We start from the raw sequence: 12,652 nt of genomic DNA, 5'->3' as shown, positions 1-12,652 counted from the left end.
CATAAAGACATGTTGCGCAGTCTATAGGTTAAAACTTCCGGAGCCATATGGGAACTACGGAATTAGCGGTTGATGAATTGTTTAAAGATAAGGTTAACGCGAAATGGTAAGGAATAGCGAAAACTAAGCAAATGCGGGCTTTTTTAAGCGCTATCTAATTGTGGAAATCTTTAAGCAAACATCAGAAGTCTCTATATTATGGCTCAGATTGTGGCACATTTTGCCATAGTTGAGCAAGAAGTTAATGTGTTTGCCAAAGGCGTATGGCGCTTGGCGCTAAACTCGCAACTGATTAACGTCAGTTGCTTTAATTTACATTTTTTCTGCGACGGTGGTGAGGGATTTGTGCTCGAAATTGACGCAGACGGGCAGGGATAGTGTGTTTACAGCTTGAACTCTCTGCGCACAGCACGTATCTGGCCTGCAATACTATTTATAATCGTGTCCGCATAAATGGTCAGGCGCTCAGACTGGTCACTTTGCTTCATGCGGGTATCTCACGGGATGAGTTTATGACCAAGATCACATTTGTTTCCGCTGACGGCGCGATGCGCAATGAAGTTGAAGCGGAAAACGGTTCCACCGTTATGGAAAATGCAATTCGCAACGGTATTCCGGGCATTGATGCGGAATGCGGTGGTGCCTGCGCCTGCGCAACCTGCCATGTCTATGTTGACGAAGACTGGACAGATGTGGTTGGCGGTCCTGAGCCGATGGAAGAAGATATGCTGGATTTCGCCTATGATGTGCGTGGAAATTCCCGCCTGTCCTGCCAGATCATCGTGCGTGATGAGCTGGAAGGTCTGGTTGTGCAGGTTCCTGAACGCCAGAGCTGATCTGCCTATACTATAATGTGTATGTGAAAGCGGTTTGCTTCATTGCAGGCCGCTTTTTTGTTGATCTCATGATCAGTGCAGAGGAGTGACATCTGCTTGCGGCGCAATAACATTCTACAGATAGCCGTTTTAAACACAGTTTTGTGTCTGTATCTGCTGGATTTTGTCAGGCATTAGAATGTCGTGCGGGTCATATGTAAAATGAGCGGCTATTATTCAGATGAATATCCGCAAAAACTATAGGCATTTGAGCTAAACTTGACTATAGAACTCGTATTGAATTTTGTCCGGTGTGGTTTTGCCTGAAAATATCAGGCCTGTTACATGCGGATGAGCCGGTTTCCGGCATTTAAATGCTGCCCCATTTCCCTGAAGGCAGCAACTATAGAGCGTGTTCTGTGTGACAACTGGCAGAACATAAGATTAATGTGACAGATCGTAATGGCTGGCGCAGTTGTTATGATTCAGCGAGATTGAAAATATGAGCGAAGTTATCCGCACAGATGTTGTCATTATCGGTGCCGGTCCTGTCGGGCTGTTTGCTGTGTTTGAACTGGGTCTCTATGACCTGAAATGCCATCTGATTGATATTCTTGACCGTCCCGGTGGCCAGTGTGCCGAACTTTATCCGGAAAAGCCGATTTATGACATTCCGGCATGGCCGGAAATTTCCGGTCAGATGCTGACCGACAAACTGATGGAGCAGATCAAGCCGTTTTCGCCGCAGTTCCATTTCAACCGTATGGTGACCAAGCTTGAACGTCTGGAAGACGGTTCATTCCATGTGGAAACCGACGAAGGCGAAGTTTTCGAAACCAAGGTTGTGGTGATTGCTGCCGGCGGCGGTTCTTTCCAGCCGAAGCGTCCGCCTGTACCCGGTATCGAAGAATATGAAGGCAAGAGCGTTTATTACGCCGTTCGCCGTGTTGAAGCTTTCCGCGATCAGGATGTTGTGATTGTTGGTGGCGGTGACAGTGCGCTGGACTGGGCGCTGAACCTGCAGCCAATCGTTAAAAGCATGACCGTTGTACATCGTCGTCCGGAATTCCGCGCGGCACCGGACAGCGTGAAGAAAATGTTCGAGCTGGTTGATGCCGGTAAGATCCGTTTTGAAGTTGGTCAGGTTTCCGGACTTGAAGGCGAAAACGGTGACCTCACAGCGGTTAAACTCAAAGGTACGGATGGTGAAACCGTTTTGCCGGCAACACGTATGCTGCCATTCTTCGGTCTGACCATGAAGCTTGGTCCGATTGCTGACTGGGGTCTTAACCTGCATGAAAACCTGATCACTGTTGATACCGAGAAGTTTGAAACGTCCGAACCAGGTATTTTTGCGATCGGCGATATCAACTGGTATCCGGGCAAGCTGAAACTCATCCTCTCCGGTTTCCATGAAGCCGCGCTGATGACACAGGCTGCCAAGCGCATTATCAGCCCGGGTGAACGCGTTGTGTTCCAGTACACCACGTCGTCGACCAGCCTGCAGAAGAAGCTCGGCGTTAATTAATAAAAAAGTGTCTGCCGGTCTGCAAGTGGCCTGACGCTTTTTGCATGGGCGCTTGTGAACGAAATGAACAAAAAAGCCCTGCATTTTATGATGCAGGGCTTTTTCTTTGTTAAAATTCAGGTGTCAGGATTTTTTCTTCTGCTGTTGAGCGTAGCGTTTTTCAAGGCTGTTGGTGAGCAGTCTTTCAAAGCGGGTTTCAAAATTCACTGTCTCAACGCGGTCGAAATATTGCTGGGCTTTGTCATGGCTCGCAAAGACGCTCTCAGTGATCTTGTCGACATTGGCGCGCAGTGTCGCGCAGTCACGCTCATTGCGCATACCGCGAATACGGCGCTCAAGATCTGAAGCATGGGAGCGGGCGATAACGATATGGCTTTCTTCATGGCGGCGAATATCCTTCACCAGCACATCCCAGACCATTCTCGTATCAGCGCTGGCGCGGCGACGGCTTTTCCAGCTTGGCAGGGAAATTGTAGCCTGCACATTGGCATTCACATCTGAGACACGGCAATATTTGCCGTCAAAGCGGTATTTTACACGGGCATTAAATGCAATTTTTGTCGCGCCCGGATGACTTTCACCACCATCATCAAGCTTTGGGCCATTCTTGGCCAATGATTTATCCAGCTGTTCTGCGGTTGTGCCGTAAACCGGAAAATAGCGATATTTTCGTGTCACAGAAGCAGCGTCTGCTTGCGTGGCCATTAAAGTGCCGGATAACAGAACCAGACCGGTGAGGGAGAGTGCAAGATATTTGCCGGACATTATCTGTTCCTTTGCTGCGAGGGCTCTTTTGATAAATGCCCTTGTTTTACAGGTTCTAACACAAAATACGGCAGAATTGTCTTCTGTTGCATGATGCTGGTCTTATTGGTCTGCGCATTCGCTGCCGGTCAAAGCAATTGACAGTTTTGCCGGAAATGCGCTTTCCGTCAGCTTTTATCGTTCCATGAAATGTGTAAAGAACTTATGGCTGGTTTGGAAAGCAAAGCAATTTTAAAAGGTTAATTCCGAATATGATTAAGAGTTTCCCTATAAAGCGAGAATGGCAACTGGCGCATGGTCGCGTTCTGGAAACTGGATCGCAGGCGCTGATTATGGCGATTCTTAATATTACGCCGGATTCTTTCTCAGACGGCGGCAATAACCAGACCATAGATGCAGCGCTACAATCAGCGCGTGCTATGCTGGAAGCCGGTGCCGTGATTATTGATGTCGGCGGCGAGTCGACCCGTCCGGATGCCGAGCCGGTTTCTGCTCAGCAGGAGCAGGAACGGGTGCTTCCGGTGATTGAGGCTTTAACGCGGGAACTCGGTTGCCTGATCTCGGTTGATACTTATCGAGCGCAGACGGCAACACTGGCGGTCGCGGCTGGTGCGCATATTGTCAATGATGTCTGGGGATTGCAGAAAGAGCCGGATATTGCGGGGCTTGCTGCTGAAACCGGTGCCGGTCTGGTGATTATGCATACAGGGCGCGACAGAGATGTTGCAGCCGATGTGATTGAAGATCAGCATGTATTCTTGCAACGATCACTGGAAATTGCTGCAACTGCGGGTGTAAAGCCGCAGCAGATTATGCTTGATCCGGGCTTTGGTTTTGCCAAAGATATACAGCAGAATGTGGAGCTGATGGCACGGTTTGCTGAACTGCACAGTTTTGGTTTGCCGTGGCTGGTCGGAACATCCCGCAAGCGCTTTACCGGTGCCGTGAGTGCCCGTGATATTGCCGCAGAAAGGGATGCCGCAACGGCTGCAACCAGTGTTATGCTGCGCCTTGGCGGTGCGGATATATTCAGGGTGCATAATGTTGCACTCAATCGTGATGCTTTATTGATGGCAGATGCGGTTTTAAATGCCGCAGCCGTTCATGAAAAAGCGTGAACCGGTTTTTCAGAATTTGCAGTATAATCTGATATTGGACTGACAAAATTTAGCGTTATAAGCGCCCGTTTATAATGCAGTAGTGAAGAAATGAGGGCTTTTTGTACACGATCCGTATGATGAATTGCGCGTTTTTTGCGCATCACGGCGTTTTTGACGAGGAAGAAAAGCTCGGCCAGCGTTTCTATGTTGATGCAGTGCTGACTGTTGATCCGGGCGACTCGCTCGAAAATGACGATATTGATAAAACAGTGCATTACGGTATTGTCTTCTCCATGATTGAGAAGATTATCACCGGAAAGCGCCGTTATCTCATTGAAGCTTTGGCACTGGATGTTGCTAAAGCGCTTTGTGCTGCGTTTCCGCAAATTCAGAAATCCGAGATTACTGTGCGCAAACCGAATGCGCCGGTCGCCGGTGTGCTGGATTATGTTGAAGTGACGGTCGGGTGGCCGAATATATGAAAGCACGCGAGGTTCATAAAGCCTGGCTGTGTCTGGGCGGTAATATCGGCAATGTTGTGCAGACAATGGCGCAGGCTTTGCAACTGCTGGATGAACGGCAGGATGTCAGGGTTATCGCTGTGTCTCCGGTGTTCCGTACGCCGCCTTGGGGGAAAACCGATCAGGATTGGTTTTATAATGCCTGCGCTGAAATCTCGACGATACTAACGCCGCCGGAGCTGCTGGATGTGACGCAGACTATCGAGCGGCGTCTGAAGCGGGTTCGCAGCGAACGCTGGGGCCCGCGCACCATTGATATTGATATGCTGGCCTATGAGCATGTTTTTGCGCTGGAAATGCCGGATCTGATCCTGCCGCATCCGCGCATTGAGCAACGCGCTTTTGTGCTGGTGCCGTTGGAAACCATTGCGCCGAATATTAAAATTCGTGGTGAGCTTGTTTCCGATTTGGTGCAAAAAGTGGATAGCAGTGAAATTCAGCGCATGAGCTATGGCCATCGCTGGTGGCAGGACACAGCGCTGTAAAGCTGTTTGTCATTCTGCTGTTGTTTCCGTGTAGCATGTCTCTTTTTAATTTTAGGAGCGATTATGTACCAGTCGGAAGAGCAGTGGAGACAGGTTGACGCCTATATGGCGCAGAAGCTGATTGGTGATGATCCGCTACTGGAGGCCACATTGCGACGCAACAGCGAGGCAGGGTTGCCTGCCCATGATGTGGCGATCAATCAGGGCAAGTTACTCAATCTGTTTGCACAAATGTGCGGAGCCAGAATGGTTCTGGAAATCGGAACATTGGGTGGCTACAGCACAATCTGGCTGGCGCGAGCACTGCCTGAGGGTGGCAAAGTGATTACGCTCGAATATTCCGAGAAACATGCGGCAATTGCACAGCAGAATATTGAAGCCGCCGGTGTTGCCGATAAAGTAGAAATTATCATCGGTGCTGCTGCCGACAGCCTGCCGCAGTTGCAGGATCGTGCACCGTTTGATCTGATTTTCATTGATGCTGATAAGCCGAATAATCCGGTCTATCTGGAATGGGCGCTGAAGCTCGCGCGTAAAGGCACTGTCATTATCGGTGATAATGTTGTTCGCAATGGCGCGGTGACCGATCCGCAGTCAGAGGATACCAATGTCATCGGCGTGCGGCGCTTTATTGATATGATTGAAGCGGAGTCGAGGCTGGATGCGACGGCTTTACAAACCGTTGGCTCTAAGGGCTGGGACGGCTTTACGCTGGCAGTTGTAAGGTAACATTATAAAAACAATAAAGCCCCGAGAGATGAACTGTCAGGGCTGGTTTTTAAAATACCATATACTTTAATTACGGGCGATGTTGCTGACTGCGCCGCCATCGACACGTTTCAGGCTCATGCCGACAACCGGCACCATAGTATCATCGACTTTAACCGAAACTGTAACATTCATCGTATTCTGATCGGTTACACGCGCCAGCATTGCACCATTGAGCTGTTTGCGGCTCAGGGACAGCACAACGCGGTTGCCGTTGACGGAACCGGATGTCACGTTCAGACCTTTGCCTTCAGCGCCATCATTGAATGTGCCGCTATAATTTTTGCCGGTCCGGACAACAGTTGCTTTCATCGGCTGGGAGAAAACGCCAACGCGGCAGGTGCCGTCCAAAGTCATGCCAACATTGCCATCCGGTGTGGTGCCGGACAGATTGCAGACAAATTTTGTGCCTTTATATTTTCCCGCAACAACTTCGCCGGGACCGCTCCACTGGCCTTCAACATTACGGAAAAACACTTCATCCTTATCCGATGCGTGCGCAGATACAGTGCTGGCTGCAGAGGTAAAGAATAAGAGGCAGGCGGCAGTGGCACGTAAGATCATAACAGAACTCTGTTCCGGATAATTAGAGGGCGGTTTATCAGTTTTCTGTATGATTTATCTTCGCGCTAACTGTGCAAAATGCCATCAAACAAAATACCAAAACCAGTCTGTATAATCGGCTGGAATGGTTAATAGGTGGTTTCTAACATAATTAAAACGAAGGATAAACTAGGGCATTTCCAGTTTATGTTGAAACATAGGAAATGCTCGATTTTTGGTTTTTCGCGTATCTTATCCGAAAACCGTTTCACACTTTTCGGGATACGCTTTAGCATCATACCGGTTTTTTTTGAGTTGTGGCTTTTACAATATCACTGACGAAATCACTGATATTGGGGCGTTTTTCTGCATCAAACGGTAATGGGCGCACAATATCCATCGCTGAAATACCGATACGTGCTGTCATCATGCCGTTGATAACACCTTCACCAAGTTTGGCGGAGAGGCGTGAGGCCAGTCCCTGACCCAGTAATTGCTGCACCACACTATCGCCCATCGCAATTGTTCCGGTCACAGCCAGATGTGCAATAACGCTGCGGGCAAGGCGGAAAAAGCCTAAGGAGCCGGGGCGGCAACCATAAAGCTCGGACAGGCGGCGGATCAGCCGTGATGATTCGAAAACCACATAGGCAATATCCACCAGAGCGCGCGGGCTGACCGCCGTGACAATGGAAACACGCTTGGCGGCACTGAGGATCAGCATGCGCGCTTCGCGATCCAAAGGGTGCAGAATTTCACGTTCGGTAATGCGGATCAGGTCGCGCCCGTCGATAATATCACCACGCAAGGCTTCCAGAGTCGCGCGGCCACGGGCTGTTTGCGGCAGATTGGCGGTAACTTCCAGCAATTTGTCGGTGATCTTGCGGGCTTTGTCTGCATCATTGCGCTCACTTGCTTCTGCCGCAGCAAAGCGCAGTTCCTGCACCGCTGAGAGGCGGCGCAAGGCCAACCCCTCACGCACGACCAGTGCCAGTAAAGAGAAAAGTGCAATCAAGGCGACGCCGAGCGTCAGCCAGCCAAGCCAGTCGGCACGGCTATACATGGCGCGGATCAGGTCTTCCGTCCAGATTGCAATGGCGAAGCTCACCAGCAGGCCGAGTGCGGAGAAAAACACACTGCGCAGAGTAAAGCGCCGCTTGATCAGGCTCGCAGGAGGCGGTGTCAGTTGTGCGCCTGCGTCAATGGCTTCCTGTTCAAAAACATCCACCGCTTCCGCCGTGACTGCCGACAAGTCGCGAATTGCCACCGGTTTACGTGGCGCCTGTGGCTGGCTGTCATCCGCTTGCGGTTCTACGCTGAAGCTCATCGGTTTGCGCGGGCCTGTAGACATGATTTATCCCTATGCTAATCGGTCACCGAGCAGAAACTGCATGGCACGGTCAAGGCGGATATGCGGAAGCGACAGATGAATGCCATCGAGATCGGCTTTGATATGTGGCGGTCTGAAACGGACAAAACGGATTGGTGCTTCACGGGCACGATCCTGCGGCGAAAACTCCGGCTGCTCAAAAATTGCCTGAGCATTTTGCGGCAGATCACCGGGGAAGATTGCGGTTTCGGTTTCACCATCAAAGACTTCGCCGTCAATGACTTCACCTTTCAGCGGCGTGCCGACAATCACCGGTAATGTATCGCCGTTCTGGTTGACGGTTGCCTCGCGTGTGGCACGCACTGCCGCCATCGCCAGCACATCAATTTCAGCACCGGACATATCGGCATTCTTGGCAGCGCGATCGACCAGTCTGCGCACAATGGCCTCAAGCCGATTATGGCTTTCATGGTGCAGGTGATCAGCCTTGGTGGCTGCAATCAGTATGCGGCCGATACGTTTCTGGATCAGGCCGGTGAGCATATTGGAACGTCCGGCGCGGAAGCAGGCCAGAATTTCAGTGAGCGCGCGTTCCAGATCGCGCACCGCGCCGCCACCGGCATTAATCGCCTGCATCGCATCCACCAGCACAATCTGCCGGTCGAGGCGGGCAATATGCTCGCGGAAAAACGGTTTCACTACATGGGTTTTATAAGATTCATAACGCCGCTCCATCATCGCGGCCAATGAGCCGCTTTTGAAACTGCCATCCGGTAAATCAGGCAAAGGCGCAAAAGTAAGCGCAGGTGAGCCTTCCAGATCGCCGGGCATCAAAAAGCGCCCGGGGGGCAGGGTGGATAGTGCCTGTTCGTCGGACTTACCTGCACGCAGATAATCGGTGAAGCTGCGTGCCAGACGCTGCGCTGTCATTTCATCGGCTGGCGCTAAGGCATCAACCGTCGCGGCTTCCCGCAACCAGTTTTCGGCAAAACCAAGATGGGCGGTTTCATTGGCGAGCGCAAAAGAATCACGGGAAAACTCGCTATAGCTTTTGCCGAGCAAAGGCAGATCCAACAGCCATTCCCCCGGATAATCGACAATATCAATCGAGAGCTTACCGGCAGAAAGCATGCGTCCCCATGAAGAGGCCGACTGATATTCAATGGTCAGGCGCAGCTCAGAGATTGCACGGGTGGAATCCGGCCAGATGCGATCTTTCACCAATGCTGCGAGATGATCTTCATACTGAAAACGCGGCACGGCATCGTCAGGTTGCGGCTGCAAATAGGCACGGGCAATACGTCCGGTAGCATGCGCTTCAAATAGCGGCATGCGCCCGCCTTGGGTCAGATTATGCACCAGAGAGGTAATGAAAACCGTTTTCCCTGCGCGGGAAAGGCCGGTAACACCAAGGCGTAAAGACGGCGTAACCAAGCTGCCGGTACGCTCCATCAATGTATCAAAAGCGATTTTGGCTTCATCTGTAAAAGTGGTCAGTTTGGCCAAAGATGCCCCCGTAAAGACGTTACTCACTATTCTGGTTGTGAATATAGGGTGAGAAATCAATAAATTACAGAGAGTAAAAGCAGGAGCTTGTAAAATACACCTGTCGCAGGGTTCTGGTTCAGTCTTCCTGAGGCAAGAAAAGCGCGGTCAATCGGGCATTTTCCGGCGTGATATCTGCAAATTCTGCATTGGTTTCAATCTGTGCCACACCGGCAGTCGGGAAACCATAGCCAATCCTCTGCGCCAGCGGACTATCTGGCTGCGCGAAGAGCAGGGCGCAATCTTCAATGCTCGGATTATGACCGACTAACAGTACGCATTGTGCGTCTTGCGGGGCTTGTTCACGAATTTCATACAGATAGCCGGAAGCATTGGTACGGTAGAGTGACGATGCGTATTGTGGTGTGATGCTGATTTCAGGAAAGGCGCTGGTGATTGCTGCGCTGAAAATTTCAGCCGTTTGCAGAGTGCGCAATGCCGGAGAGCAGAGAATGAAATCAGGAATGATGCCGGATTTTATCAGACGTTCTGCCTGTTGCAGAGCATCCGTTTTTCCGGCGGAACTGAGCTGCCGGTCAAAGTCTTTGCCGCTGCTATCAGGGAGAACGGCTTGGGCATGGCGAAGGAGCAAAATGGTGCGCATGACGATATTTTGCAGGTTTTGCACCGAAAAGATAGCCTGATTAATTTCCTAAAATTGTATTGAAAACATAAACTAAGAAAAATGTTTCTGTTGTTTTTCGGAATCGAAATAGCGCTTTTTCTTATATTTCAAAGTTAAAATATATCGTTTTTGATCAGATTTTATGAATATGGGGAAACGTGCGAAGAAAAATAACAGGGTTAATTTGTGTGAAAATCTGTAAATATTTTATATTTATGTTATTGAATTAAAATATTGCTATTAGAATTTTGAAATCAATGTGAGAGATAAATTTTTTGTACTTTAGAATATATATGTCTCAGTTTTATGTAATCTGATAATAATTTTCGTATTTTTCAGGTTCTGGTTGAAAATACTTGATTGTATGATTTTTCAGGTTGTATCGGATTGCTTATAGACCTATAAGGCGCATCGTCTCCTAGGTGAGGGGTGATTCAAAATGAGTGAATTAATCGACCTGAACTACAAGCCCACGGATGACGAGCCGTTCATGAATGATCGGCAGAAGTCATATTTCCGTGCCAAGCTCGTTGCTTGGAAGAATGACATTTTGCGTGAAGCACGCGAAACGCTGGAAGCATTACAGCGTGAAAATGCTAATCATCCTGATTTGGCTGACAGGGCCTCTTCGGAAACAGATCGGTCTATTGAGCTTCGTGCCCGTGACCGCCAGCGTAAGCTAATCTCCAAAATTGATGCGGCTTTGCTTCGTATTGATGAAGGAACCTATGGTTTTTGTGAAGAAACTGGTGATCCGATCAACCTGAAGCGACTGGACGCCCGTCCTATTGCGACTTTGTCGATCGAAGCACAGGAACGTCACGAGCGCCGCGAAAAAGTTTATCGCGACGAATAAGTATGGGTGATGTGCTGATCGCACGCATAAATAGAAATTAAAAAACGCAGTGCTGGAGGGCACTGCGTTTTTTTCTGTCTGTACTTATCGGTACCCCTGTCGGGGGAGGTCTCCCCGCGCTTATTTGCGCGGAGAGATATCTAATGTGCTGCTGGCTGGCTTTTCAGCCGCTGCTTTTTCGCTTGCAGCAAAGTGCTGGTCCATTTCTGAGGCGAGCAGGTCTTCGAATGAGATTTCGCTGTCTGGTGTTGTGTCTTTGGAGGACAGTGCTTCAGCAACTGCATTCTCAAGATCAAGCTCAAAGCTTGGCTGCGGAGCAGGTTTTGCCGGAGCAGGGGCAGGCGTTACCGGAGCGCTGAATGATGGCTCTAGCTGGGTCGGGCGACCAACCTGCGGTGTTGCCCTCTGGGATACCAGCGGATTGCCTTCGGTTTTCTGGGTAGAGCCCGGACGTACATCATCAAGTGATGGTGATGCACTGCGGTTATCACGCTTTGCAGCCTCAATGAGTTCCTGCTGAGCTGCATTATTGGCAGCAGCCAGACCGGACGTTGCAGCAATCACGCCGCGCGATACCTGACCCAGCGGATAGACAGGATGCAGTTTTGGTGCTGCACCTTCCGTCGCTGGACGAGCAGCAGGCTGGGCGCTTTGACGCTGGACAGGTTTTTGGCTCTGCTGCTGGCGAGCAGCAGCAACCTGTTGGGCATGTGTCTGCAAGGTCTGAGCCTGTGAAGCCGTAACTGTAACCGGCGCGCTGGCAGTTGGTGCAGCTGGGCGTGGCTGTGGTGCAGGTGTTTCAGCTTCAGGCTTATAGGCTGGAGTTGCTGCGATAATATCTGCGGCAGGAGCGATAGTAAGATTTGGCTCCGGTGCAATGAGCGGAGCTTGTGACACTGCCGGAGCTATGGCGGCAACAGGCGCAAAACCTGTGCGCTCTTCCTGTTGGCGAACGCGTGGTGCTGCCTGTTCCTGCTGCTTGTTTTTATGGCGGGTAATATTCTGCTCAATAACGATATCAGATGGACCACCGATCAGGATCAGATGTTCCACATCGTCGCGGCGTACCAGAACCAGACGGCGCTGACTGTCGACCGCTGCTGCGTCAGTTACTGTGAGGCGTGGTGCAGCATCATGCTGTTTGGTGACATAAGTGCCTGCTGTCATTCGTTTAATTACGGCAAAGACAACAAAAACGCCTGCAAGAAACAGAGCAAAAAGCCCGATAAAGCTGATAATATGGGCTGTATTTTCGCCCAACAGCCCGCTCAGCCAATCCATCATATTCAATCGTCCTTATAAGAATCATGCAATCTCTGCGGCGTTGATAAACGCTTTAACCGCATAATTGCATAACCTGCTTGTTTTTAAACACGGTTTTCAGGCCGCTAAAGGGCGCTTGAGACCAGTATAGTGTGTGATCAGTGGTGGTTTTACGTCTGTAAAAACGCATATCACCCTGAAAGTAAATCTTTAAACTGAATGAAAGTTTAAAACATATTTATCCGCTTGAAAATGCCTGTGAGCGTTGCGCACGGAAAATGCGTTTTTTGCACAAAAACGGGCTGAAATTAATCGCTTGTGAAGACTGTACAGGCAATAAATAAGCAGTTTCAGAAAAAGCGGTCAGCATATAGAGGGGATGAGGTGCAAAATGACTCAAGATTTTCGTACTTCTGTCGTGTTCGGTGTGCTGGTGCAATCTGCGGAGAATTCCATTTGACTGGGAAATACTCTAAAGCATAATTCTGAAAACCTCATAAGGCTGGGT

At 50.0% G+C, this 12,652-nt stretch carries 14 protein-coding genes; 8 read left to right on the top strand and 6 right to left on the bottom strand.

Annotated features, from left to right (window positions below):
* Nucleotides 1-198: 198 nt before the first annotated feature.
* The 3 genes from DFR47_RS17285 to DFR47_RS17275 all read left to right on the top strand — a co-directional run bounded on the left by DFR47_RS17285 (nt 199) and on the right by DFR47_RS17275 (nt 2,343).
* A complete protein-coding gene (locus tag DFR47_RS17285; RefSeq protein ID WP_113945672.1) occupies nt 199-378 on the top strand; it encodes a hypothetical protein in 180 nt (59 codons plus the stop codon).
* Nucleotides 379-512: 134 nt separating this feature from the next.
* Complete coding sequence (locus DFR47_RS17280; protein WP_113945792.1) at nt 513-836, top strand: 2Fe-2S iron-sulfur cluster-binding protein; 324 nt, start codon at nt 513-515, stop codon at nt 834-836.
* A 481-nt stretch (nt 837-1,317) separates the two neighbouring features.
* Nucleotides 1,318-2,343, top strand: coding sequence for an NAD(P)/FAD-dependent oxidoreductase (locus DFR47_RS17275; RefSeq protein WP_113945670.1), 1,026 nt, complete (start codon nt 1,318-1,320; stop codon nt 2,341-2,343).
* Nucleotides 2,344-2,466: 123 nt separating this feature from the next.
* Here the strand turns inward: DFR47_RS17275 and DFR47_RS17270 are convergent, their stop codons facing one another.
* Entirely contained in the window at nt 2,467-3,108 is a 642-nt protein-coding gene (locus DFR47_RS17270) for a DUF922 domain-containing Zn-dependent protease (protein WP_113945668.1), read from the bottom strand.
* 269 nt (nt 3,109-3,377) lie between these two features.
* Between DFR47_RS17270 and folP the strand changes: the two genes are divergently transcribed.
* The 4 genes from folP to DFR47_RS17250 all read left to right on the top strand — a co-directional run bounded on the left by folP (nt 3,378) and on the right by DFR47_RS17250 (nt 5,943).
* The gene (folP, locus tag DFR47_RS17265; protein WP_170137539.1) at nt 3,378-4,226 is read left to right on the top strand and encodes a dihydropteroate synthase; all 849 of its coding nucleotides are present in this window, start codon (nt 3,378-3,380) and stop codon (nt 4,224-4,226) included.
* A 101-nt stretch (nt 4,227-4,327) separates the two neighbouring features.
* Nucleotides 4,328-4,690 carry a dihydroneopterin aldolase gene (gene folB / locus DFR47_RS17260; protein WP_113945666.1) on the top strand — a complete coding sequence of 121 codons (363 nt, stop codon included), beginning with the start codon at nt 4,328-4,330 and terminating at the stop codon, nt 4,688-4,690.
* The gene (gene folK, locus DFR47_RS17255; protein ID WP_113945665.1) at nt 4,687-5,214 is read left to right on the top strand and encodes a 2-amino-4-hydroxy-6-hydroxymethyldihydropteridine diphosphokinase; all 528 of its coding nucleotides are present in this window, start codon (nt 4,687-4,689) and stop codon (nt 5,212-5,214) included. The genes folB and folK overlap by 4 nt, the downstream gene beginning before the upstream one ends.
* A 63-nt stretch (nt 5,215-5,277) precedes the next feature.
* On the top strand, nt 5,278-5,943 hold the full coding sequence (locus DFR47_RS17250; RefSeq protein ID WP_113945663.1) for an O-methyltransferase: 666 nt from the start codon (nt 5,278-5,280) through the stop codon (nt 5,941-5,943).
* A gap of 66 nt (nt 5,944-6,009) precedes the next feature.
* Here the strand turns inward: DFR47_RS17250 and DFR47_RS17245 are convergent, their stop codons facing one another.
* The 4 genes from DFR47_RS17245 to DFR47_RS17230 form a co-directional block, all read right to left on the bottom strand.
* Complete coding sequence (locus tag DFR47_RS17245; protein ID WP_374788325.1) at nt 6,010-6,543, bottom strand: hypothetical protein; 534 nt, start codon at nt 6,541-6,543, stop codon at nt 6,010-6,012.
* Nucleotides 6,544-6,820: 277 nt separating this feature from the next.
* The gene (locus DFR47_RS17240; RefSeq protein WP_374788326.1) at nt 6,821-7,879 is read right to left on the bottom strand and encodes a YcjF family protein; all 1,059 of its coding nucleotides are present in this window, start codon (nt 7,877-7,879) and stop codon (nt 6,821-6,823) included.
* Nucleotides 7,880-7,885: 6 nt separating this feature from the next.
* On the bottom strand, nt 7,886-9,361 hold the full coding sequence (locus DFR47_RS17235; protein WP_113945659.1) for a YcjX family GTP-binding protein: 1,476 nt from the start codon (nt 9,359-9,361) through the stop codon (nt 7,886-7,888).
* Between the two features lie 118 nt (nt 9,362-9,479).
* Nucleotides 9,480-10,028, bottom strand: a complete 549-nt coding sequence (locus DFR47_RS17230) for a SixA phosphatase family protein (RefSeq protein ID WP_147245614.1) — start codon at nt 10,026-10,028, stop codon at nt 9,480-9,482.
* Nucleotides 10,029-10,464: 436 nt separating this feature from the next.
* Here DFR47_RS17230 and dksA point away from each other — a divergent pair, with 436 nt between their 5' ends.
* Complete coding sequence (gene dksA / locus DFR47_RS17225; RefSeq protein ID WP_113945655.1) at nt 10,465-10,881, top strand: RNA polymerase-binding protein DksA; 417 nt, start codon at nt 10,465-10,467, stop codon at nt 10,879-10,881.
* A 120-nt stretch (nt 10,882-11,001) separates the two neighbouring features.
* Here dksA and DFR47_RS17220 read toward each other — a convergent pair whose 3' ends face one another.
* On the bottom strand, nt 11,002-12,165 hold the full coding sequence (locus DFR47_RS17220) for a flagellar biosynthetic protein FliO (RefSeq protein WP_113945653.1): 1,164 nt from the start codon (nt 12,163-12,165) through the stop codon (nt 11,002-11,004).
* Nucleotides 12,166-12,652 lie beyond the last annotated feature (487 nt).

This window comes from Pseudochrobactrum asaccharolyticum, from assembly GCF_003314995.1.
In the GTDB taxonomy this organism is placed as follows: Bacteria; Pseudomonadota; Alphaproteobacteria; order Rhizobiales; family Rhizobiaceae; genus Pseudochrobactrum; species Pseudochrobactrum asaccharolyticum.
Note: the sequence above shows the minus strand (reverse complement) of the source record. Positions and strands in the feature narration are given on the sequence as shown.